This is a genomic window from Bacillus sp. UMB0893, assembly GCF_002858905.1.
In the GTDB taxonomy this organism is placed as follows: domain Bacteria; phylum Bacillota; class Bacilli; order Bacillales; family Bacillaceae; genus Bacillus_P.
In genome coordinates this window covers 116,927-140,161 of sequence record NZ_PKLB01000005.1, presented here as the reverse complement: position 1 = coordinate 140,161, position 23,235 = coordinate 116,927, and the positions used below count along the sequence as shown (strand labels likewise).

Annotated in this window: 22 protein-coding genes and 1 pseudogene; 17 read left to right on the top strand and 6 right to left on the bottom strand. The window is 41.7% G+C overall.

Annotated elements, in window-relative coordinates; all coding sequences use genetic code 11:
• Positions 1-22 precede the first annotated feature (22 nt).
• Together CYJ36_RS12500 and CYJ36_RS24400 are read right to left on the bottom strand one after the other, a co-directional pair.
• Positions 23-283 carry a hypothetical protein gene (locus tag CYJ36_RS12500; RefSeq protein ID WP_101567610.1) on the bottom strand — a complete coding sequence of 87 codons (261 nt, stop codon included), beginning with the start codon at positions 281-283 and terminating at the stop codon, positions 23-25.
• A gap of 57 nt (positions 284-340) precedes the next feature.
• Positions 341-2,197, bottom strand: coding sequence for a tetratricopeptide repeat protein (locus CYJ36_RS24400; RefSeq protein WP_257962466.1), 1,857 nt, complete (start codon positions 2,195-2,197; stop codon positions 341-343).
• Between the two features lie 329 nt (positions 2,198-2,526).
• Here CYJ36_RS24400 and CYJ36_RS23630 point away from each other — a divergent pair, with 329 nt between their 5' ends.
• The 6 genes and pseudogenes from CYJ36_RS23630 to CYJ36_RS12460 all read left to right on the top strand — a co-directional run bounded on the left by CYJ36_RS23630 (position 2,527) and on the right by CYJ36_RS12460 (position 7,358).
• On the top strand, positions 2,527-2,682 hold the full coding sequence (locus CYJ36_RS23630; RefSeq protein ID WP_180850274.1) for a hypothetical protein: 156 nt from the start codon (positions 2,527-2,529) through the stop codon (positions 2,680-2,682).
• On the top strand, positions 2,679-2,897 hold the full coding sequence (locus tag CYJ36_RS24815; RefSeq protein WP_101567609.1) for an adenylyl-sulfate kinase: 219 nt from the start codon (positions 2,679-2,681) through the stop codon (positions 2,895-2,897). The genes CYJ36_RS23630 and CYJ36_RS24815 overlap by 4 nt, the downstream gene beginning before the upstream one ends.
• A gap of 299 nt (positions 2,898-3,196) precedes the next feature.
• Positions 3,197-4,540, top strand: a complete 1,344-nt coding sequence (locus CYJ36_RS12475; RefSeq protein ID WP_101567608.1) for a phenylacetate--CoA ligase family protein — start codon at positions 3,197-3,199, stop codon at positions 4,538-4,540.
• 34 nt (positions 4,541-4,574) lie between these two features.
• On the top strand, positions 4,575-5,810 hold the full coding sequence (locus tag CYJ36_RS12470) for a phenylacetate--CoA ligase family protein (RefSeq protein WP_101567607.1): 1,236 nt from the start codon (positions 4,575-4,577) through the stop codon (positions 5,808-5,810).
• Positions 5,811-5,860: 50 nt separating this feature from the next.
• Positions 5,861-6,703: pseudogene (locus CYJ36_RS12465) on the top strand (bifunctional 3-deoxy-7-phosphoheptulonate synthase/chorismate mutase); the annotation flags it as partial.
• A 58-nt stretch (positions 6,704-6,761) separates the two neighbouring features.
• Positions 6,762-7,358, top strand: a complete 597-nt coding sequence (locus tag CYJ36_RS12460) for a 4-hydroxybenzoate synthetase (protein ID WP_101567605.1) — start codon at positions 6,762-6,764, stop codon at positions 7,356-7,358.
• A 118-nt stretch (positions 7,359-7,476) separates the two neighbouring features.
• Here the strand turns inward: CYJ36_RS12460 and CYJ36_RS12455 are convergent, their stop codons facing one another.
• The 3 genes from CYJ36_RS12455 to CYJ36_RS12450 form a co-directional block, all read right to left on the bottom strand.
• Positions 7,477-7,755 (bottom strand): hypothetical protein, encoded by a 279-nt coding sequence (locus tag CYJ36_RS12455; protein WP_101567604.1) that lies wholly within the window; start codon positions 7,753-7,755, stop codon positions 7,477-7,479.
• A gap of 192 nt (positions 7,756-7,947) precedes the next feature.
• Complete coding sequence (locus tag CYJ36_RS24080; RefSeq protein WP_219621098.1) at positions 7,948-8,088, bottom strand: hypothetical protein; 141 nt, start codon at positions 8,086-8,088, stop codon at positions 7,948-7,950.
• 4 nt (positions 8,089-8,092) lie between these two features.
• Positions 8,093-8,332 carry a hypothetical protein gene (locus CYJ36_RS12450; protein WP_101567603.1) on the bottom strand — a complete coding sequence of 80 codons (240 nt, stop codon included), beginning with the start codon at positions 8,330-8,332 and terminating at the stop codon, positions 8,093-8,095.
• A 195-nt stretch (positions 8,333-8,527) separates the two neighbouring features.
• Between CYJ36_RS12450 and CYJ36_RS23390 the strand changes: the two genes are divergently transcribed.
• The 7 genes from CYJ36_RS23390 (at position 8,528) to CYJ36_RS12410 (ending at position 15,946) form a co-directional block, all read left to right on the top strand.
• The gene (locus CYJ36_RS23390; RefSeq protein ID WP_142382708.1) at positions 8,528-9,487 is read left to right on the top strand and encodes a hypothetical protein; all 960 of its coding nucleotides are present in this window, start codon (positions 8,528-8,530) and stop codon (positions 9,485-9,487) included.
• Between the two features lie 122 nt (positions 9,488-9,609).
• Positions 9,610-9,831 (top strand): N-acetylmuramoyl-L-alanine amidase, encoded by a 222-nt coding sequence (locus CYJ36_RS12435; protein WP_101567601.1) that lies wholly within the window; start codon positions 9,610-9,612, stop codon positions 9,829-9,831.
• 501 nt (positions 9,832-10,332) lie between these two features.
• Positions 10,333-11,892: a fatty acid--CoA ligase gene (locus CYJ36_RS12430; RefSeq protein WP_101567600.1), complete on the top strand. Its 1,560-nt coding sequence runs from the start codon at positions 10,333-10,335 to the stop codon at positions 11,890-11,892.
• 18 nt (positions 11,893-11,910) lie between these two features.
• Positions 11,911-13,059 (top strand): acyl-CoA dehydrogenase family protein, encoded by a 1,149-nt coding sequence (locus tag CYJ36_RS12425; protein WP_101567599.1) that lies wholly within the window; start codon positions 11,911-11,913, stop codon positions 13,057-13,059.
• A 17-nt stretch (positions 13,060-13,076) separates the two neighbouring features.
• Positions 13,077-13,940, top strand: coding sequence for a 3-hydroxyacyl-CoA dehydrogenase family protein (locus CYJ36_RS12420; protein WP_101567598.1), 864 nt, complete (start codon positions 13,077-13,079; stop codon positions 13,938-13,940).
• Complete coding sequence (locus CYJ36_RS12415; protein ID WP_101567597.1) at positions 13,937-15,091, top strand: thiolase family protein; 1,155 nt, start codon at positions 13,937-13,939, stop codon at positions 15,089-15,091. The genes CYJ36_RS12420 and CYJ36_RS12415 overlap by 4 nt, the downstream gene beginning before the upstream one ends.
• Positions 15,092-15,145: 54 nt before the next feature.
• Positions 15,146-15,946, top strand: a complete 801-nt coding sequence (locus CYJ36_RS12410) for an enoyl-CoA hydratase (RefSeq protein WP_142382707.1) — start codon at positions 15,146-15,148, stop codon at positions 15,944-15,946.
• Between the two features lie 351 nt (positions 15,947-16,297).
• Here CYJ36_RS12410 and CYJ36_RS12405 read toward each other — a convergent pair whose 3' ends face one another.
• A complete protein-coding gene (locus CYJ36_RS12405) occupies positions 16,298-16,483 on the bottom strand; it encodes a YhzD family protein (protein WP_101567595.1) in 186 nt (61 codons plus the stop codon).
• A gap of 140 nt (positions 16,484-16,623) precedes the next feature.
• On the opposite strand from CYJ36_RS12405, the gene CYJ36_RS12400 reads away from it, so the two are divergent.
• The 4 genes from CYJ36_RS12400 (at position 16,624) to CYJ36_RS12385 (ending at position 23,209) form a co-directional block, all read left to right on the top strand.
• Positions 16,624-17,523, top strand: a complete 900-nt coding sequence (locus tag CYJ36_RS12400; RefSeq protein WP_101567594.1) for an ABC transporter ATP-binding protein — start codon at positions 16,624-16,626, stop codon at positions 17,521-17,523.
• Positions 17,516-18,778: an ABC transporter permease gene (locus CYJ36_RS12395; protein WP_101567593.1), complete on the top strand. Its 1,263-nt coding sequence runs from the start codon at positions 17,516-17,518 to the stop codon at positions 18,776-18,778. The genes CYJ36_RS12400 and CYJ36_RS12395 overlap by 8 nt, the downstream gene beginning before the upstream one ends.
• A 163-nt stretch (positions 18,779-18,941) precedes the next feature.
• A complete protein-coding gene (locus tag CYJ36_RS12390) occupies positions 18,942-20,174 on the top strand; it encodes a metallophosphoesterase family protein (protein ID WP_180850270.1) in 1,233 nt (410 codons plus the stop codon).
• A gap of 11 nt (positions 20,175-20,185) precedes the next feature.
• Entirely contained in the window at positions 20,186-23,209 is a 3,024-nt protein-coding gene (locus CYJ36_RS12385) for an ATP-binding protein (protein WP_101567591.1), read from the top strand.
• Positions 23,210-23,235 lie beyond the last annotated feature (26 nt).

Sequence of the window (23,235 nt, the reverse complement as noted above, 5' to 3'; positions counted from 1 at the left end):
TCATGACAAAGGACCGGGCGGGTTATGCCTGGTTTTTCTTAATACTCTCTAACCCATTCGTCATCATATCTTTTCCGGCTGCTATGGCACCACTCCTCAGGGTAGAAGCGATTTTTCCCAATAGGACTTTAGGAGACTGATTTTCATCATTCACCGATTCACTCACCGCATCATTCATTTCATTGCTGACCCGGGTAGCACCGGTGATCAAAGCAGTTGCAATGATAGGCACGGATTGTTCCCCTATTTTTTTAACGGTCTTCTTAAGAGCATCTTTTGACATGCGTGTCACCTCCTTTCAAAAGTAGCTTTCCCTCCCTATGGCCTGTTGCAGCATGGACTAGCGCTTTTTCTTCTGATTGAGTTTGCGAGGAGTTTCTTCTTTCTTTTGCTGCTCCGCCCAGCTTAGGATCTCACTCCCGGCGGCACGAACGGTCCTTCTTAGCAAATTTGATGTGAGGCTCTCGGGGATCAGTATATGCTCAACAGCTGGTTTTCCTTCCAAAGACTTAAGCTTTAGCTTGAGGAGATGCAGAAAATGAGGATTCTGCGTTTCGTTCATCAGCCTTTTCCAGCACATAGCCGCAGCCTGATTTCGACCGATCCGGCAGTATACCTCGCCAAGTTCGTAGATAAGCTGCAAGTAATTTTCGGTCTCAAGGAAGCCTTCTTCATGCATTTCCCGATCGATGAGAAAGGTGTAATCTTCAATCACCGTTTGGGCCAGTTGGAAATGCTGTTCAGGCAACCTATATGAGGCCCTGCCTCGCAGGAGCCGGATCCTGCTATCCTGAGGGGCGGCACTTACCGCTTCATCAAGAATCTTTAGTCCTGCTTTCGCCCCCCTCAATCTTCCCAACGGTGATGTCTTATCACGAGCGATCAACATCATGGTGATGCCATTGTATGCCTCCACAAGCGGGTGTTCCGGATAGTCGGATCTCGCCCGTTCCACCAACTGCTTCATGTCTTGAACGGCTTTTTTATTGCCTCCCAAGGCATTCTTGTGCAGCGGAACAACCTGCTCCAGAAAAATCTCGATATCCTTCTCGCTTCCATTCTCCACTTGTCTATTCAACTGGGGTGTTCGTTGCAATACTTCATTCGCTTCGCTGAATTTTCCTGCATTTTGGTAAGCAGTACTTAGATCCTCCTTAATTTTCCTGACTTGCTCATTAGTAAGGTAACTGGAATTTTCTTTATAACGATCCAGCAGGAAGGAGAGATCTTCGATTGCTGTCTGTGAGCAATGGAAGAAGGACTCTGGAAGTCGCAGACATACTTTCGCACGCAACAACCGAATTTCCTTCTGGTTGGGATCCATAGCAATTGCTTGATTCAATGAATCTAGTCCTTCTTGCGCTTTATCCGCTTTTTCCAGAGGCTGAACAGCATCTCGTGCTAATAGCGCAAGTGTGCTGCCGTAATAGGCTTCAATAAGAGCATTGTCGGGCTCGGTTTTGCGAAGTTCTAAGAAAATCTCATAGGCGATTTTCACCGCATTTTTATCTCCGTCTGCGCCTTTCATAAGAACCCTTTTTCCTTCCTCGAATTGCTCCATATGGGTGTCGTTTTTTTTCTCTTGAACGGCGGCCTTTTCATTTCCTTCCACGGGGTCCTTGTGTAGTGGAATAACTTGCTTAAGTAAAATCTCGATATCCTTCTCACTTACATTCTCCAATTGTCTATTCAACTGGGTTAATTGTTGCAATACTTCATTCGCTTCGCTCAATTTTCCTGCATTTTGGTAAGCAGCACCTAGATCCTCCATAATTCCCCTGACTTGCTCAGTAGTAAGGAAACTGGGATCTTCTTTATAACGATCCAGCAGGAAGGAGAAGTCTTCGATCGCCGTCTGTGAGCAATGGAAGAAGGCCTCTGGCAGGCGCAGACATACTTTCGCACGCATCAGCCGAATTTCCGTCTGGTTCGGGTCCATGGAAATTGCTTGATTCAATGAATCCAGTCCTTCTTGCGCTTTATCCGCTTTTTCTAGAGGCTGATCAGCATCTCGTCCTAATAGCACAAGAACGCTGCCGTAATAGGCTTCAATAAGTGCATTGTCGGGCTCGGCTTCGCGAAGCTTTAAGAAAATCTCAAATGCGATTTTCACTGCATTTTTATCTCCGTCTATGGCCATCATAAGAACCCTTTTTCCTTCCTCGAATTGCTTCATATGAGTGTCGTTTTTTTCCATTTCAATTTCCTCCTCCCATCGAAAAATCCGGCTTCTCCAAAGCGTTATTGTTAAAGTCTAATAAAAATAGTCCACCCTGATCTGAACCACTGGCTGGACAGCTTATTAGAAGACGTGTATTGAGATATTCAAAATCTTGATCATTCTCCAATCCGAATAACAACACGGATCAACCCCCTCCTTAAAAAACCGATTTGTTCTAGTTACGATATGTATGGTTTTTATGAACGGTTTGGGTGGAATACTCACATTTTTAAAAATGTGTTTTTGTCCGAATCAAGTCTGACTTTCCGTGCATTTCATAAAGAGTATAGGAAGGAGTGGAGAACATGAATGATGGAAAGCTAAATAAAGAAGAGAAAAAAGCAGAAAAAACAAAAAAAAGAGAAGAGAAGGTTGGCAAAAAAAAGAGAAGAGAAGCTGGCAAAAAAAAAATGGAAGAGAAGCAGGTTAAAGATAAACGGAAACGCAGCAAAAAAGATTGAAGCAAGAAATTAATAGAGATGGATCAAAACTGTCCAAGGAAACAATTCGCAGTATATCTGAGGTTGCAAAGTTGTTTATAGATGCGGGATTGGTTACGCCTTTTCGCACAGACCGTGCCCTCACTCGTTCTTTACTTATTGAAGATGATTTTATAAAAATTTATGTGACGTGTTCGCTCTGCGAATGCGAAAGACGCGAATCTAAAGGTCTTTAAAAAAGGTCAAATCAGGTGAAATCCTTGGAATTTACCGGTATATCCTATCCTTATGAATCCTAATCCACAAGAGACCGTTTTAGAAACCGATAAGCAAGCGGTAGGAGATTTCGTTGCGCAGATCCTGTACTGCTTTACATTTCTATAACTCCAAGAGACACAATGAAAGTTATCCGTTGGGACCGCCACAATCGATATTAGGCTTCAGGTGGCTGTAGGATGTTGTACTATCTCATTGCCATTGGTACATGCAGTTTAGACCGCGTAGATTCTAAGAGTACTATGAATGGAGGATTTAGATGAAGTTTCAAACTCATAAGATGACAGTTTCCATTGACGAACATTCATCCCATCTAGAACAATTCAAGGAATTTTATAAGCAATTGGATGATGAAGGAAAAACCATTGAAATCCTTCCTCATCAAAAAAAAGCAGATTATCAGTTAAAAGCTGTTAACGCTACTCTTGCTCATGTGTGGAACCGAAATAAATACTACCGTTCGACGCTGGAAGAGGCAGGCTTCACAGAGCCTAAAATCGATAGTCTAGAACAATTAGCTTCCGTACCGATGCTGAAGAAAGATGTCATTAGAGGTGATAAGCAAAAGATATTATGCGTCGATTCAAAAGAAATAGGCCAAGTGCACCTAACTAGCGGCACATCAGGTAAGCCAATATATACCTCTTACACATTAGCTGATCAATATGTATACGATCTGCTGCCGAAGTATTTGGAGCTGTTTAAGGAGTCGGACGATGATGTCGCGGCAATTGCGCTGCCTTATGAATTTGCGCTGCCCGGCCTTGGATTTCAGCGATTATTTCAATTTGCGTTTGGTACGGCGGTTCTATCGCTTGGCAAAGGCGGTTACATGGCTCCGATCGATAAGTCGTTGGAATTAATGAAGGAATTTCAAGCCACGGTCCTTACTACAACCCCTTCTTACGCAGCACTTCTAGCAGAAGAAAGCGAGAAGTTCGGTATAAAAATTGGTGAAGATATTCGCCTGAAGAAAATTTGGCTTACCGGCGAAGGATGCTCCTCCACCTTCCGCGAACGGCTGGAAAAGTGGTGGGGATGCGAAGTCTCGTTCTTCTACGGCTCAACCGAGTGCGGAGGTGTCGGTGTAGAATGCAGTAAGCATAAAGGGTATCACGTCATGGAAGGGCATGTGAAAGTCGAAATCATTGATCCGGTTTCAGAAGAAGTGCTTCCATACGGCCGGACGGGGGAAATCGTTGTGACGACGCTGCTGCGTGAAGGAATGCCGATGGTACGCTACCGGACCGGGGATCTTGGCAACTTGCAAAAATCAAAATGCGATTGCGGAATCACAATGGACGTTTTGCATCTGAGAGGCCGAATGGAGCACATGCTGCGCCTCGGCACCGAAGACTATTCTCCATTCTTGATCGAGCACTTTCTCATGGAGATTCCCGAAGTAGGTTTATGGTATCATCTTAAGCTGGATCAAGGAGAGCTCACAATCGAAGCCGAGAAGTTTCGGACGAAGCTAAGTGACGAGCAATTGGCGGCAAAAATTCAAAAGCATATGGCTGATCGGATTGGGATACATTGCGAAGTCGTAATCAGACACGATATTCCTCGAACGTTCGGCAAAGCGACCAGAGTATTCAATTAGCTATAAATAAAAAACGAGAGAGGAGGTTGCCTTAATGAGCGACATCGATAAAGAGAGGGCGCGAAAGTTTCAGGAGATGTATGTGCGTATTCTAAAATCTCCTCTTTACAAGAGTAAATTATCGGACTTTGCTTTAGTCGGTATTGGATTGAATCACATCCAGACACTTCCGTTAACGACAAAGGGAGATCTGCGGAAAGCCGGCATCTTCGGGCATCTCGCAGTCGATATGAAGGAAATCGCTCAATACCACGAATCGACCGGCACAACCGGGGAGCCATCTGCTGCCTGGTTTACGCAAAAAGATTTGATCATTGGCGGAAGACAATTGAAGGAATGCGGTGTGCATTTGACGTCTGAAGATCTGGTGCTGATCCGCTTTCCTTACGCAATGTCACTGCCTGCATTCTTAATGCAGCATGCAGCTTGGCAGACAGGAGCCGGGGTCGTTCCCGCAAGCGGACGTACTGTAGTTACCCCTTACCCCAGAGTGTTAAGTCTGATGAAACATCTTTCTGCCACTGTGCTAGCGGGACTCCCGCGTGAGATGGAACTGCTGGCCGAAGCGGCTCGTCTCGGCGGTTCTGAGCCGAGCAAGGACTTTCCGGCTCTGCGCGCGATATGCGTCGCAGGTGAACTAATGAGCGACAAGCGCAGGGAGCATATAGAAAAGCTGTGGAGCGTGCCTGTATTTAATATGTACGGTTCGACGGAAACTGCCAATATCGCTACAATGTGCGAGCATGGCACAATGCATATCGTAGAGCAAGATTTTGTCGTAGAAGTACTGAATGAGGATGGTTCAAGCCCCGTCGCTTATGGAGAAAGAGGGTTTGCGGCAATCACGACGCTTTCCCATCAGGGTTCTCCTCTGCTGCGATACTTTAATGAAGACATTATCTCTGTAGAGCCCTGTTTATGCGATTGCGGCCGGGCTGGAGCCAAGCTGGTTCATTACGGCAGAAGCAAGGATCGAATCCGTTTTGGAAACACCGTCCTAGACGCAATGGATATTCAGGAAGCCGTATATTCGTTGTCTCCTGCTCCTGATGCTTGGAAGGTGCTAGAGCAGGAGGAGGGGCTGCACTTTTTACTAGATTCGCATGATTCCGGGAAATGGTCGGAGGAAAATGTCCGTTCTCGATTATCTTCTCAACTTCAAGTGCCGGTCACCGTTGAAATCACAACGTTGCTCGATCGTGCAGATCTCATGAGTAACATTCCATCGATAAAGCCTGTATATATCAAAAAGCGAAGTAATGGCGAATAGAAAGCATAACGATAATTGGATAGGAAGATTCCAATTAATTTGACTGAAAGAAAGGATTGTTCATCATGAGCGATAAATTGCAACAAGAGAAATCTCCACTTCTCGTAAGCCGCCACAATAAAAGCGAGGATACGATTATTAATATTAAGCAATCGGAAATCGGTGGTTCTTCGCATATGCTGATCGCAGGTCCCTGCTCGGTCGAATCGAGAGATCAGCTCGTAACGGTTGCTTCCGCTTTAAAGAAAGCCGGCTTAACGGTCTTACGCGGAGGGGCATTCAAACCGAGAACTTCTCCTTACGATTTTCAAGGGCTCGGTGAAGAGGGATTAAAAATTATGAAGGATGTGGCGGATGAATTCGGATTAGTGACTATCAGCGAAATTATGAGTCCCACTCAAATCGATACAGCCGCCCGTTATATCGATATCTTTCAAATAGGCGCGCGCAACATGCAGAACTTCGAACTGCTGAAAGCTGTCGGGCAAACGAAGAAGCCTATACTGCTGAAACGCGGCTTATCAGCTACTTTGGAGGAGTTTATTCTCGCAGCAGAATATATTCTGCATCATGGGAATGACCAGGTCATGTTAATGGAACGCGGTATACGCACTTTCGAGAAAGCGACTCGCAATACGCTTGATATTTCCGCTATTCCAATCTTAAAGCAGGAGACCCATCTTCCAGTTCTAGTGGATGTCACTCATTCTACCGGGCGGAAAGATATTCTGCTGCCTTGTGCAAAGGCAGCGCTTGCCGCTGGGGCCGACGGGATTATGGTTGAGGTACACCCGAATCCCCCGGCCGCTCTCTCCGACGCGAAGCAGCAAGTCAACATTGATGAGTTTCATACGTTCTGGAAGGGGCTCTGCGCTTCCGGTTTGTATCATTAACAATTTTCAGGTAACTGTTGAAGAGAGTCGCGCACAATTGTCTGATGGAGGTGAGAGTATGATAGACTCGCAGTTTGAGCGAAAGGCGTCGGATGTTTTACAAGGATTGATATTCGACTTTCTATTAGTAACGGATGGGCGGACAACGGATTTGCTAGAAATGCTGTTGAACGAGAAAATGATTGTACATGTGATCCGGCAAGAACAAATAGGTGGAGAGGATGCAAACCTGATGGGTGAATTCTCGGGAGGTCCGTACTATATTCGAGAATCGGTTTTGATCGGCGAGAAAAGTCGATTTGTCGTGTCACATAACATTGCACTTGTAAATTCTAAGCATGTACCTCCCGCTTTATTCGAGAAAATTGCGCATCGACAAGAGGGAATTGGAAAAGCAATAAGCTCACTCGGAATGCGTACATTCCGAAAGGTGGCCGACTCCGGATTCATGAACGAAGCGGAAACGGTCGATCTTTTCGGGCGGCCGATCAAGATCCACTTTCCTAATCTGCAAAATAAGGTGCCTTACAAAAGATACTTCATTTATTTCGGACATAATCCGGGGATTCAGATGCTCGAATATTTCCATCCGAGCATCATCGGACACCGTTTACAGCAAGGGATGACGAAAGAGCAATCGAACAAAGAAGAATAAGGTTCTAAAAAGAAGTGTAACTGATCAATGGCTGGCTCTTCAGAAAGAAACGCATCCCTTAGAGTCAGCCATTGCTTTTATGCAGGCCTCAGCAGTGAATAATATGCTGACTGCTTCCTTATTTTTTTCTCGATTTTGCTTTCATTTGTTCGAAGATATCGAATCCGGCAACGACCATTTGTTCACCAGCAGATTGTACACCCTTCTTTAGGGCAACGAATAATTTTCCTGCAACGATATCGAGGGGTTGATCACGATCTTCTACAGCTTCAATGATTTCTTGCTCGGCTACGTCTGCTCCGTTTTTGACCGCCGTCGTGTAATTAGCGACAAAGTATCTAAATCCCCGATTGATTTCGCGAAAAAATCTCGAAAACTCTTGATTTTCCCTAAACAACTGTTTCACCTCCTTACGATACTGCATTTAGCCATTCTCAACTCTTTCCTCGTTCAACATACTACTGCAATACTCCGCTCCTGAAAACGATCGACCCGTTATACGCTTCACCAAGTTCGTAGATCATTCTATAATAAGTGTCTTTATCAAGACTGCCCGGTTGACGTAGTTCCCACTCAAGTAAGGATGGATTTAGTCTTCACTGGCTGTTACCACAGGAAACAAGGATCGATCGGGTAAAAGGGAAGCTGCGGAATTGCGGAGCATACGGACGCAGTATCCTGGGGTGAAGCGGTTTGCTTTCCAAATGGAGTCTGCATTTCCTTCTGCCATTTCATCATGAAACTGAATCGCTTTTAGCCAGCCTTTCCTCGTCTGATTCGGCTTTCAAAGCGATCGCAACCTCGTCATCCTGCATCGGAACGGAATCAATCGTTCCCGTTCGTTTCTTGCCGTCCCTAGATGTAAACAATGCAACGATAACGCCCACCACTAGTACGAAAACAAACACGCCGCAAAAAGTCATACCCAGAATGAATAAAATTTTATCCCCAAAATCCGTGTTACTTGTTTTCATTCTCCTTTCACTCCTTCCTTATAAGAATAGTTCAGAATAGTTCAGTATATGAATAAATATCCCAGATCATATGGGTAATGGACTATAATTCGGTGAATTCCGCTTCAGCCCAATCCAGATTCGGTAACTCACATAAACATATAAAGTGTCATCAAATAGAGAGTCATCAAACATATAAAAGGAGGTTCCCAATCAATGGATTATATTCCGAGGAAATCTGATTCTAATCCGGCCGCAGATGAAGAAGCACTTTCGTCAGTTGCGGAACAGGTGGGCGATTTGGAGTGGAAGCGGTTTATCCAAAAAGAGTTAGAGAAACCAGAAAATCAGGTAAAGGATGAAGGGAAAGAAGATCAGAGGAAAACTGATTCTAATCCGGTCGCAGATGAAGAAGCACTTTCGACAGTTGCAAATCAGGAGGGCGATTTGGAGTGGAAACGGTATATCCAAAAAGAGTTAGAGAAACTAGAAAATCAGGATAAGGATGAAGGGAAAGAAGACTTGGAGAAGACCTCGCCGGCTAAGACGGAGTTTAATCTCAGTTCCCTTACCGAGCATATACCTCTAGAACGAATGATCGGTTCGGCAATACAAATTATTAAAAAGAAGACAGAACCGGAAAAAACAGACGACAAATCAAAAAAGGTATCTAATATAAAAAAGGAAGAAGATAAAAAGAAAAAAGAATCTAATAAAGAAAAGGAAGAAGATAAAAAGAAAAAAGTATCTAATAAAGAAAAGGAAGAAGATAAAAAGAAAAAAGAATCTAATAAAGAAAAGGAAGAAGATAAAAAGAAAAAAGAATCAAATAAAGATAAAAAGATAAAAAAGGAGAAGCAAGAAAAAGAAACGAAAGAACGAAATCAATTGAAAGAGGAAAAACGACAAATAGAAGAAAGTAAAAATAACTACCATGAAGAGAAGAAAAAGAAAAAAGAATCTAATAAAGATATAAAGATAAAAAAGGAGAAACAAGAAAAAGAAACGAAAGAACGAAATCAATTGAAAGAGGAAAAACGACAAATAGAAGAAAGTAAAAATATCTACCATGAAGAGAAGAAAAAGAAAAAAGAATCTAAAAAGCATGATTATGATAAATATGAAGATGATCAGGAAGAAGGAACATTATTAATCATCCGTTCTAGAAGAAGATAATAGATTTGTTCAATAAATAAAAATAGACCCCATTATCAGAGGACTCAAGTCAAATCATTCACCTAATTCAATAAAATAAGGATTCCCGCCCAAATTTTTTCTCATTTCGTCTGGGATTTACAATGGTTCAGATGCCGGAAAAAACAGAACTGGAAAAAGAGAAAGGCCAAAGAGGTGCCGAACAAAAGTATATTAGAGAAACCAATAGAACGAACCGTGGAGTTAAAAAGGGTAAGCACTACATGACAAAAGAATCTAACCATGTCCCTTCTGTTTTGGTTGAAGGTGGATTTATGGCGAATAAAAAATCAGCAGCACTCTTAAAATCTGATGCTTATCGTTAGAAAGCAGCTATTGCAATCGTGAAAGGTCTTGTGGATACTTTCAAACTAAAATTAAAACCAAATACATTATTATCAAATGAAGGAAGTCTTCATGTGAATCTTAAACGCGGTGATAAAGGATAACAAGTAAAGGTCCTCATCAATTAGCTTCTTTGGGCTATACATCATGGGACAATAGAGAAGAAGATGAATTCAAACTGTTTACAGAAAATGCTCTTAAACGATTTCAAGCCGATTAAGAGATTTATGGTAACAAGGAACCGACTGGTGTGTATGATTTAGTCTACATTTTAGTTATTCCATTAAAGTCCTTAAATTTAGGGTCTTTTTTCTTTGGTCAATTATCATCAATGACATTTTACATAATCTTCTAATGAAAGATTTCAGATGAGATGAAGGAATTTTCAGAAAAATGATGAATGTTTATAAAGGATTCATTTAAAAGGTAAGACTATCATCTTATTTTTTTGTAAACGCTTTCTATCTAAAGGAGGAGTTTCTGTGTATTTAACAATTGGAAAGACTTTTGATTTGGCTGCTGAGAAATACCCATCAAAAGAAGCTATTTACGATGTCCGCAGGGGGATTCGCTTATCATATGCCGATTGGCAGAAGGAAGTGAATAAGCTTGCAAATGCTTTTTTAGAAGCGGGCATAAAAAAAGGAGACCGTATTTCAACGTATCTTTTTAATACGATTGAGCTCGCAACCGCTTATTTTGCAAGTGCCAAAATCGGTGCAGTCATCAATCCAATCAACTTCAGGCTGAAAGCACAGGAGGTCGCTTATATTTTAAATGATGCAAAGCCTTCCATCGTCCTTTTCGAACGGGTGCTTGAGCCTCAAATAAGTGAAATTCAATCCCAATTTGATCAGATCTCCTTCTGGTTTATAGACAGTGAACCGCCTTCATACGCATCAAGCTATCATGATAATGTGAAGCATATGAAAAATAAACTTGAAGAAATTGAAGTAACTGAAAATGATTTATATGCCATCATGTATACGAGCGGTACGACTGGAAGGCCTAAAGGAGTTCTTCATCGTCACCGCGATATGATTGAGCAAAATCATGTTTGTATTGCTTCAAAAAGGCTGACAAAGGATGACCGGGGATTGGTAGCTGCGCCAATGTTTCACTGTGCTGAGCTTCATTGCTGTTTCCTTCCGCGTGTTCAGGTCGGCGGGAGCAATGTCATCCTGCATCACTTTGAGCCGGAGCTTGTTCTTCAGCTAATTGAAGAGGAAAAAATTACGGTTTTCTTCGGAGCGCCAACGATGTGGAACATGATGCTTCAAGAAAAGATAGAAAACTATAATCTGACATCCTTGCGTTTAGGGTTATATGGGGCAGCGCCAATGGCACCGGCCCTTGTCAAACTGTGCAAAGAAAAGCTTGGAACAGATCTTATTCAGGCATATGGGATGACTGAGATGGGTCCTGCTGTAACGTTTTTGTCAGAGGATGAGCAGCTGACAAAGGTAGGCTCTGCTGGGAAAGTATGCTACGGGCATGAGCTGCGGATTGTAAAGCCTAATGAAGACGGACCATCGGAGCCTGATGATATTATGCCGCCTGGTCAGGTTGGAGAAATTATTGTAAAAGGGCCATGTATGATGGCAGGTTATTTCAACATGAAAGAAGCGTCTGAAAAAGCGCTGTACAAGGGCTGGTACCATTCAGGCGATTTAGGATACCTGGACAATGACGGCTTTTTATATGTGGCAGACCGTGTAGATGACATGATCATAAGCGGCGGAGAAAATGTGTATCCGCGAGAAGTAGAGGATGTTTTATTTGAGCATTCAGGGGTTTTGGATGCTGCTGTTTTAGGACAGCCGCACGAGAAATGGGGAGAGTGCGTAACAGCATTTATTGTAAGAAAGGATTTGAATTTAACGGAAGAAGACCTTGAGGAATTCTGTAAAACGAGTGATAAGCTTGCTCCTTATAAAAGACCTCGAACGTATCACTTTGTTGATGCATTGCCTAGAAACGCAAGCGGAAAAATACAGAAATTTTTATTGAGGGAAAAACTCGCAGAACAGCCAAGCGCATAAAAAGGGGGCCTGAATTATATGCCTGCAGCATACTTGCAAGATGAGCACCAGATATTTCGTGAAGCACTAAGAAAATTTCTTCAAAAAGAAGCAGTACCATACTACGATCAGTGGGAAAAAGCCGGAATGATTCCGCGGGAGCTGTGGATCAAAATGGGAGAGCAAGGCTTTCTCTGCCCATGGACTGATGAAAAATATGGCGGATCAGGAGTAGACTTTGCATATTCCGTCATTATAAACGAGGAACTTGAAAAAGTGGGCTCAAGTTTAATAGGCATAAGCCTTCATAATGATATTGTAGTGCCGTATTTTGATTCCTATGGCTCGGAAGAATTGAAACAGAGATTTTTGCCGACTTGTGTAACGGGAGAAACGATTACAGCTATCGCAATGACTGAGCCTGGTGCGGGCTCAGATCTCTCTGCCATTAAAACAACAGCTATTAAACAAGGAGACTACTATGTGCTAAACGGGGAGAAAACGTTCATTACGAACGGAATCTCCTCTGACTTAATTGTAGTCGTATGCAAAACCGATCCAAAGGCACAGCCGGCACATAAGGGGATCAGCCTGATAGTTGTTGAAAGGGACACACCAGGTTTTAAGAGAGGAAGAAAGCTTGAAAAAGTTGGCCTGCATGCTCAGGATACAGCAGAGCTTATTTTTGAGGATGCAAAAGTGCCTGCTGCCAATCTATTAGGAGAAGAAGGAAAAGGGTTCTATTATTTAATGGATAAGCTGCAGCAGGAACGCTTGCTCGTTGCGATTGGAGCACAGACTTCTGCAGAAAGAATGCTTACGATTGCCAAACAATATACAAAGCAAAGGAAAGCTTTTGGAAAATCAATCAGCGATTTTCAAACCGTCCAGTTCCGATTAGCAGAAATGGCAACGGAAATTGAGATTGGCCGGACATTTTTAGACTCTGTCATTACCGAGCATATGTCAGGGAAAAACGCTGTGACACGCGTTTCCATGGCTAAATATTGGATTACGGATATGGCAAAAAAGGTCGCATCTGAGGTCATGCAGCTGCATGGCGGTTATGGCTATATGGAAGAATTCGAGATAGCCAGACGATATCGTGATATTCCGGTTTCAGCCATTTACGCCGGCACAAATGAAATCATGAAAACGATAATTGTGAAAAACTTAGATCTTGCATAATGAGGAGGAACCCTTTAATGACTATTCATAAAATAGCCGTGATCGGTTCTGGGTTAATGGGCAGCGGCATCGCCCAAACCTTTGCAGCCGCAGGAAAAACTGTTTTTCTATACGATGTTTCGGAAAAGGCTTTGGAGAAGGCACAATACGGGATTGATAAGAGTTTGTCCAGATTTGTAAAAGCCGGTCATTTATCTGAAGAAGCAAAATCAAAAGCGGCATCTAACATTCATACCTATACGGATCTTTCTGAAGCCGTTCAGTCAGCTGAACTTGTCGTTGAGGCCATTCCTGAAAACTTAGAGCTGAAGAAGAAGATGTTTCAAGAACTTGATGAACTGACAGGAAAAGAAGTGATTCTGGCTACAAACACGTCTGAACTAAGTGTAACAGCCATTGCTGCAGCAACATCAAGGCCAGATCAGGTGATTGGCATGCACTGGTTTAATCCAGCCCCTGTTATGAAGCTGATTGAAATCGTGAAGGGAATTGATACGTCTGATCAAACAATAGAAGCAATCAGGCTGTTATCAGAAGAAATCGGAAAAGAGACGGTTTTAGTAAAAGATGCTCAAGGTTTCGTTACGACAAGAGCACTGTCAGCCCATATGCTCGAATGTATCCGCATATACGAAGAAGGAATAGCAAGTGCAAAGGATATCGACAAAGCGGTGAAGCTTGGCCTGAATTACCCAATGGGGCCTCTGGAGCTTGCAGACTTAGTCGGACTCGATACAATGCTGTTTGTGAGCAATGGCATGGCAGAAGCATATGGAGACCGCTTCTTGCCGCCGCAGTTATTAAGAAAGCTTGTTGAGGCTGGACATTATGGGAGAAAAACAGGAAAAGGATTCTACACATATGAAGGAGAGAGAAAATGACACGTGAGGTAGTAATCGTTGAAGCTGTAAGAACCGCTGTCGGAAAAAGAAAGGGGGCTTTTAGAGAATCGCATCCCGTTCATTTGGCTGCTGCGGTGCTGGATGAGGTTGTGACAAGAGCTGGTTTATCAAAGGAGCTCGTGGAAGATGTTGTCATGGGCTGTGTTTCCCCAATTGCGGAGCAGGGCTTCAATATTGGAAGGCTTGCTGTCCTTGAAGCAGGTTTTCCGGTCAGCGTACCTGGCGTTCAAATTAACCGAATGTGCGGATCAGGTCAGCAGGCCATTCATTTTGCATGCCAGGAGATCAAGTCCGGAGATATGGACATCGTGATTGCAGCAGGGGTAGAAAGCATGACAAAGATTCCTATTTTAAGCGATGGAAACGAAGAAACGATTCCAGCAAGCTTACATGAAAAATATAACTTTGTTCATCAAGGCATTTCAGCTGAAATGATTGCAGAAAAACATCAGATTACAAGACAGGAGCTTGATGAGTTCGCCCTTCGAAGCCATCAGCGTGCATTAGCTGCCATTCAGAAAGGAATCTATCAATCTGAAATTCTTCCGTTAAAAGGGTTGAATAAAGATGGCATAGAAATCATGTTTGATCAGGATGAAGGGCCTCGTGCTGACACATCGCTAGAAGCACTCGCAAAATTAAAAACGGTTTTTAAGGAAGATGGGGTCGTCACTGCTGGGAATGCAAGCCAAATGAGTGATGGCGCAGCGGCTGTGCTCTTAATGGATGCAAACAAGGCCAAGGAGCTTGGCTTGAAGGCAAAAGCCAGAATTGTAGCGCAAACAGTTGTAGGCTCTGATCCTACATATATGCTTGAAGGCGTCATTCCTGCAACTCAAAAGGTACTGGAAAAAAGCGGTCTGACAGTCAATGATATTGATCTTTTTGAAATTAATGAAGCCTTTGCTCCGGTTGTTCTTGCCTGGCAAAAAGAGGTAGGTGCTGATTTAGAAAAAGTCAACGTGAATGGGGGAGCTATCGCACTCGGTCATCCTTTAGGCGCTACAGGAGCAAAGCTGATGACTAGTTTAGTGAATGAGCTTGAGCGCCGCAGTGCCAGATACGGGCTGCTTACCATATGTATTGGTCATGGAATGGCAACAGCAACAATCGTTGAGCGAGTAGAATAAGTTATCTGAAAATAATATCAATTCTGGACCAGACAAGCTATAATAAATACGAGGATGGATATTAAATCAATAAGGGGGATGGGTATGGAAACTGTTACATATGCGGTACACGGAAGATATGCAACGATTGAAATGAATCGTCCGGATGTACTTAATGCGATGAACGAACAAATGCTGAAAGAATTGCTTCAGGCACTTAAGCAGGCAGGAGAAAGTGAAGCGGATATTGTGGTGCTATCGGGGAGCGGAAGAGGCTTTTCAGCAGGCGGGGATATTAAAACAATGCTGAACTCAATGGATAACTCAGGCTTTGCAGGGGTTATGGATCTTATTTCAGAGGTGATCACCGCTCTTTATACCCTGCCTAAGATAACAGTCAGCGCAATTCACGGACCAGCGGCAGGTTTAGGCTTCAGCCTTGCTCTAGCTGCAGATTACGTTGTGGCTCATTCAAGCGCGGTGCTTGCGATGAATTTTATTGGCATTGGACTTGTTCCTGATGGGGGCGGACACTTTTTCATGGAAAAACGCCTTGGAGAAGCAAAAGCGAAGCAGTTAATCTGGAGCGGTGAAAAACTAAGCGCTGACGATGCTTACAAACTTGGTCTTGTAGACTTAGTATGCGACGTTGACTTGACAGATGGGGTCCAATCGCTCGTCAGCGAATGGCTGCAGAAGCCTGTAAAAGCAATGATTGCAAGTAAAAATATTTATACAGCTGTTAAAAAATCAGAACTTGAACAAATTCTGTCTCTTGAAAAAGAAACCCAATATAACATGAGACAATCTGAGGATCACCAAGAAGGGATCAATGCGTTTTTAGAAAAAAGAAAACCGCAGTTTACAGGAAAATAAAGAAGTGCGGTTACAATTTTTGTAACCGCTTTTTTATTTTGGCTCTTCTCGTAAAATTTGTTGCTTATAGAGAAATGGTTAAAACCTTTAGTGGATTGTAGCGGAAGGCACTTGACTCCTGAGCGGGAAATAGAGGGGAATCCCCACAGGCATAGCCGAGGAGGCTCCCAACCCTTACAGCGGAAAGCAAGTTCCTGCAGCGGAAATCCACGGGTGAAATTTATAACCAAAAAATAACAATCAATGCGAAAACGCCTTTATTTTTAATAGAAATAGGAGGCGTGTGGAAAAAGAAAAATCAAAATTAAAATAAAAGGACATTCCACAAAAGAAATGCCCTCTTTCACATTATTATCTTTCAAATAAAATCAATTTCCCGCTTTCAGACGTGCAGCGGTGCGTTTTTTTTAGGTAATTTTTCTCTTCAAGCTTTTGCTCTCCAACTTTTTTTGCTTCTTGATCATTGGCAGCTTCAAAGCTTTCATCCATTAGTTTTTCCCCATCTTTATTAAATGCTGTTAAATAATAAACACCCATTTAATAGCCCCCTTTGCATATAAAGTTTCGTTTTTTAATAGGCTTATAACTAGTAATTCTCAAAAACTTGTCTTTTTCCTGCAATGAATGAAACATTTGCATCGCGAAATTCGTACATTAAGTGGACAGGAGGAATCAGGATGACATTAAAACTAGAAGGAATTACGAAACGATTTGGATCGCATACCGCAGTAGATCAGCTCTCATTAACGATACCTGAGAGTGAGATGTTTGGACTGCTGGGTGCCAATGGTGCCGGAAAAACAACGACATTTCGCATGATTTTAGGGCTGTTAAATCCATCGGACGGGCAAATTTCATGGGACGGGAAACCAATTGGATATGATGCGACTGATGCAATCGGTTATTTGCCTGAAGAAAGAGGTCTTTATCCTAAAGTAAAAGTACGTGATCAGCTCATATACCTTGGTCGTTTAAAAGGAATGGAGAAACAGGCTGTATTAAAGGAAATGAATGATTGGCTTGAACGCTTTAAGATCCCTGAATACGCAAATAAGAAGGTAGAGGATCTTTCAAAAGGAAATCAGCAAAAGATTCAATTCATTACGGCTGTGCTTCATCGTCCAAAGCTTCTGATTCTCGATGAACCATTCAGCGGATTGGATCCAGTCAATGTAGAGCTTTTAAAAGAAGCTGTATTAGACTTGAAAAATCGAGGTACGTCCATTGTGTTTTCAAGCCATAGAATGGAGCATGTTGAAGAGCTGTGTCAGCATTTGTGCATCATGCACAGAGGAAAGCCGGTCGTTCATGGAGCTTTAAAGGATATTAAACGTTCCTTTGGAAAGAAAAACGTGATTGTTCATGCTGATTTTGATGTGTCTTATTTACAAGAACTTGATGGAGTCACAAAATATAAGCACACTTCTGAAGGCATTGAATTGCAGGTAATAGGGGAAGAAGTTTCCCAGCAAATCATGGATTCTCTTCATGGCAGAGGATTTGTCCGCAAATTTGAACTTGCAGAGCCATCACTGAATGATATCTTTATTGAAAAGGTGGGCGCGGCATATGAATAAATTTTGGATTATCTTTTGGCATACATATATGAGCAAATTAAAGACAAAATCATTCTTAATTACAACAGGGATTACCCTCTTATTAATTTTCGGCCTGACAAATCTTCAAAATGTAATTGAGTTCTTCAATGGCGGAGATGAAGAAACGACAAAGGTTGCAGTTATGAATCAAACTGGTGATGAAAATGTTTATACGCTCTTTGAACAAAATGCTTCAGCCATTGATGACAAGCTGCAGCTGAAAAAGTCAAAGGAAACGGAAGAACAGCTGAAAAAGGATGTCCTTGCTGAGGACTTGAAAGGTTATCTTATTTTGACTAATGATGAGGATGGACTTCCGCAAGCCGCCTATCATGCAAGCTCCATTGCCAACTCAAGTGTATCAGGGACGCTCGAGCAGGCGCTTCAGCAGACAAAAGTGGCTATAGGAACAGCGAATCTAGGCATAAATAGTGAACAGCTGAATCAGTTATTTTCACCTGCAGAGCTTAAGAAGATTGCACTTGAGGAAAATGCCAAATCAGAAGAAGAGCTGAATCAGGCCAGGGGCCTCGTTTATGTTTTGCTGTTCATTATCTATTTTTCAGTTATCTTATATGCGAGCATGATTGCAATGGAAGTAGCCGTTGAAAAATCATCAAGGGTCATGGAAATTTTGATCAGCAGCGTTTCTCCAATCAAGCAAATGTTTGCCAAATTGCTTGGAATAGGACTGCTGAGCTTAACTCAGTTTGGACTTATTATACTAGTGGGATATAGCTCCATCAAAGGAAATATAGAAAATCTCGCTGCGATGGGAGACGGATTTTTAAATTTTTCAGAAGTACCGGTGGCTACACTTGTTTATGCAGTTGTTTTCTTTATCCTCGGCTATTTCATTTTTGCAACACTTGCTGCTTTTCTGGGCTCGCTTGTCAGCAGAATTGAAGATGTACAGCAAATGATTGCTCCGCTGACGTTTATTATTGCAGGAGCTTTTGTTATCGCAATGTTCGGACTAGGAAATCCTGAAGCGCCTTTTATTACCGTTACATCCTTTATTCCCATTTTTTCGCCGATGATTATGTTCTTAAGAGTTGGAATGCTAAGCGTACCAGCTTGGGAAATTGGACTATCGATTGGTATTTTAGTGATTACAATTATCTTACTTGCAGTAATAGGTGCAAAAGTTTATAAAGGCGGTGTTCTGATGTACGGGAAATCGTCCTCATTCAAAGATGTCAAAAAAGCATTGCAAATGTCAAAGGATCAGTAATATTGAGGGAAACAGAGTTGAAATCTAACTCTGTTTTTTACGTTTATTTATCTAATTTTTCAAGAGCCGACCCGAATTTTTAGCTTTTTTACAGCAGAACGTGCATTCGCCTTTTTGTGGTGTTACAATGAAGAGAAAGAGAGAAGTAAAGGAAGGAAGACGAATGGAACCTATTACATTCATTCATGCAGCGGATTTACATATAGACAGCCCTTTTGCAGGAATGCAGCAGCTGCCTGTCCCTATTTTTGAAAGGCTGAAAGAAAGCACATTTGCAGCTCTGGAAAATTTGGTGCAGCTGGCGGTCCGGGAAAAGGTTGATTTTGTATTATTAGCTGGGGATTTATTCGACGGTGAGAACCGGAGTCTGAAAGCCCAGCTGAAGCTTAAAAAAGCATTTGAACAGCTTGAGTTTCATTGTATTCAAGTATATGTCATCCATGGAAATCATGATCATATGAGCGGAAAATGGCTGGATCTTAAATGGCCAGAAAACGTTCACGTCTTTTCTGATAAGAAAGTGGAGTGTAAAACGTTTTTGAAGAACGAATCAACAGCTGTTCATTTATATGGGTACAGCTATCCGCAGCGTGCTGTTCATGAAAATATGACACCAAATTACTTCAAGCAAGTGAAGGAGGGGTATCATATTGGTCTGCTTCATGGTTCTGTAGCAGGAAATCATGACCATGATGTGTACTCTCCGTTTCAAATCAGTGAGCTGCTGGAAAAGCAGTTTGATTATTGGGCTCTAGGCCATATCCATAAACAGCAAATCTTGCATGAAAATGAGCCGCCCATTCTTTATTCAGGCAATATTCAGGGCAGAAACAGAAAAGAAACAGGTGATAAAGGCTGCTTCGTTGTATCGATCAGCGATGCTGGTGCGTCTTACCAGTTTAAGTCTTTGCAAGATGTAAAATGGGATGAGCTTGAAGTCGAGATTAAGGGTGAGTTTCAAGAGTGGATAGACAGTCTGCATCAGCAATTAGAGCTAATGAGAAGGGAGAATGATCCGCTTGTCTTAACGATTCGCTTATCGGGAACAAGTGAGCTTTATCATACGCTTCAGGAAGAGAATGTTCTTTCTGATTTAATGGACCAATGGAATGAAGATGAAGCAGACCGCAGGAATTTTGTATGGATCTCATCCATTTTGAATGAATCAGTTCCGGCAATCAGCAAAGATTCTCTGCAGCTTGACTCTCATTTTCTTTCGGATTTAGCGGACATCATTAAATCCTTTGAGAATTTGGATGACACAATTCAGCCGCTTAAGCAGCATGCCGTTTTTAGAAAACACATTCCTTCTTTTAATGAAGATGAGAAGCAGCAAATTGTTAAAGAAGCAGAGTACCTCTTGTTTCAAGAACTCTTGAAGCACAGAAGGCTGTGAGGTGAACAAAATTGAAAATACTAGAATTGAATATATATGGCTATGGCCAGTTCCATCATAGGAATTTCACGCTGAAATCGGCTTCGATTCAAGTTATTTATGGGAAAAATGAAGCTGGAAAATCGACAATTATGTCATTTATTCAAAGTATTCTGTTTGGGTTTCCTGCAAAGATTCAAAATGCAAACAGGTACGAACCAAAACAAGTAAACACTTATGGCGGAGCGCTTCTCGTTGAAACGGATCAATATGGAAAGATCAAAATCGAAAGACTGCCTGGAAAAGCAGCAGGTGAAGTAACACTGTACCTTGAAAATGGTGAGACAGGGAACAAAGAGATGCTTGATCTGATCCTTGAGCATTTTGACAAATCTATGTATCAGTCCATTTTTTCATTTGATATTCACGGAATACAGCAGGTGAGTAATGTAAGTGCAGATGAGCTTGGAAGATTTTTGCTGTCTTCTGGCATGCTTGGTACAGACGCGTTATTTCAGACAGAAAGCATTCTTTTGAAAAAACAAGATTTGCTCTATAAACCAAATGGAAAAAAACCTGAGATTAATGAAGCTTTAAACAGGCTGAAGACCATTCATTCAGAAATGTTAAAAGCAAGAGACTACATTGAGCCTTTTGAAGCTCTTGTAAAAGAAAAGGAACTGATAGAAAGTCAGCTGAGTGAGAAAGAAGTACGAAAGCTAAAGCTTGAAGCACGTTCAAGATGGCTTGCTGAAGTAATAGATGCTCTCCCATTATGGCTGGATGAAGACGCGTGTCTGAACGAATTGGCTCAGACAAAAGAGGTAAAGGAATTTCCAGCTGATGGTTTAAAGCGTATGGATGAAATATTAGCAAAGATGCAGCCGCTTCAAGCAGAAAAGAATGCTCTTATTCACACGATTCAGGAGCATAAACAAATTGTGCAGCAGATAAATATTAATGAGCAAATTCTAAGGCATCAAAGTGAAATTGAACAGCTAAGGGAAACGTATTCAGCTTATGAAACGAAAAAAGAACAGCATGAACAGCTATTTCAGCAGTATAAGGACCTTTCAAGGCAGATAACGGAAGAGAAAAAGAAACGATTAAATGAAGAGTTAGATGATGAAGCCGTTCTTTCAATTAATACTTCAGTAACAGCAAAAGAAGAAATTAGAGAAATTGTGTCTGCCTATCAGCAATCTCAGCAGAAGAAACAGATGCTGGATCAGCAATTTGAACGGGCAAAAGAAAATTTGGAAGAAAGCGAACATAAATTAACAGAATATCTAAACGGCATGCTGGAAGAAGAAGAGAGGAAGATCCTGGAGAAAAAGCTCAAGAAGCACGAAGAGATTCAGCTCAAAGGACTTGATGCAAAAAGTTTACAGGAAGAATATGCACGGAACGAAAAGAAAATCGGCGAACTGACTGAAGGAAATCAAACGAAGAATAAACAAAATAAAATGGTGAAGGTCATAACTGCTTTACTGCTAGTATTGTGTGCAGGGTGGGTGATATATCAGCAGCAATGGTTCATTTTGCCGTTTCTTCTTGGAATAGCTGTTCTTTTCTTCCTGTTTCTTTTTCAAAAATCCAAAAGTGATGATGCATTTATAAAGCATTTACGAGAAAAGCAGAAGGAATTAAACGATCAAATAGAGCAAGTTTCTGTCAACGGCAATGAAGATACAGACATTGAAGAGCTTAAGGGTATCCTTTGGAAAAATGAACAGTTTAGACGTTCATATGAAATGGAAAAAATTTCATTCGGACAAACAGAAAGAGCGTATCACCGTATCGTTAATGGTTTCGATGAATGGGAAAAAGAAATGTATCATTTAGAACAAAGAGTGAAGAACGTTTATCATAGCCTGCGAATGAGCAGTGATTTTTCACCTCTTGCTCTGCCTGATCTTATTCAGACATTGATTCACCTTCAGAAGAATGTATGGGATTGCAGTCAAATTGAAAAGAAAATGACAAATTTAAAGGCATCACTGGATTCTTATGAAAATCAGCTTGCCGATGTTAGCGGCAATTGCGGAATCGAAAAAAAGGATCATTTGAATGAAACACTGAGAAATTTAACTTCTAATCTTCATGACGCTTTAGATAAGAAACGCAAACAGCTTATGCAAGCAGAGAAGATATCTGATGCTCAAAGTCGTTTAGCGAAAACAGAAGCAGAACTTACTCTTATGGATGAAAAAAAACAAGAGCTTCTTAACTTGTCTAAAACATCTGATGCAGAAGAGTTCCGGGCAAAGGCAGAAGCGGAAAATCAACGGAAATCAACTGAACAAAAATTAAAATGGATTCAGCAGCAGCTCCAGGCAAAACAGCATCTCCTAAAGGAAGGAAAGCTGGATTTCACTGTGGATTATAAAGAAGAAAAGCTCTTATGTGATAAGCAGCTTAAAGAAGAAATAGAGCAAGGGAGCATCTTGCAAAGACGCCTTAATGAGCTGAACGTTTCACTTGCGAATCTCGAGCAATCCGGGCTTTACTCTGAATTGAAGCAAAAGTACGAGCTTGAAAAAATGGCAGTAAAACAGCTTGCTCACAAGTGGGCTGTGTTTGCCGCGGCGAAAGATATGCTGAATAAGACGATTGAGTATAATCGCTCTGTACGGCTTCCAAATGTATTAAAACAAGCAGAATCCTTTTTCACTTTATTGACAAGTAACAACTATACTAAAATTTTTCTGCCGGATGCTGAGCAAACATTAATTGTGGAAAGAAAAGATGGAAGCCGCTTTATTGCAAACGAGCTTTCTCAGGCAACAGCAGAACAATTGTATATTTCATTAAGACTCGCTCTTGCCCGTCACTTAAGCAGTGAAAAGGGACTCCCGATCATAATTGATGATGGTTTTGTTAATTTTGATTTTGAGCGGACAAAACAGGTACTCTTATTGCTTGATGAATTCTCGCAAAGCCATCAAGTCATTTTCTTTACCTGCCAGGATCATCTAATGCCATTGTTTGAAAAAGAGCAAATTCTTTCCTTAAAAGAAACAGAACATGCTGCAAAACAAGTATCTATTGGGTAGAGATTATTGTAAAATGAACTGACGAA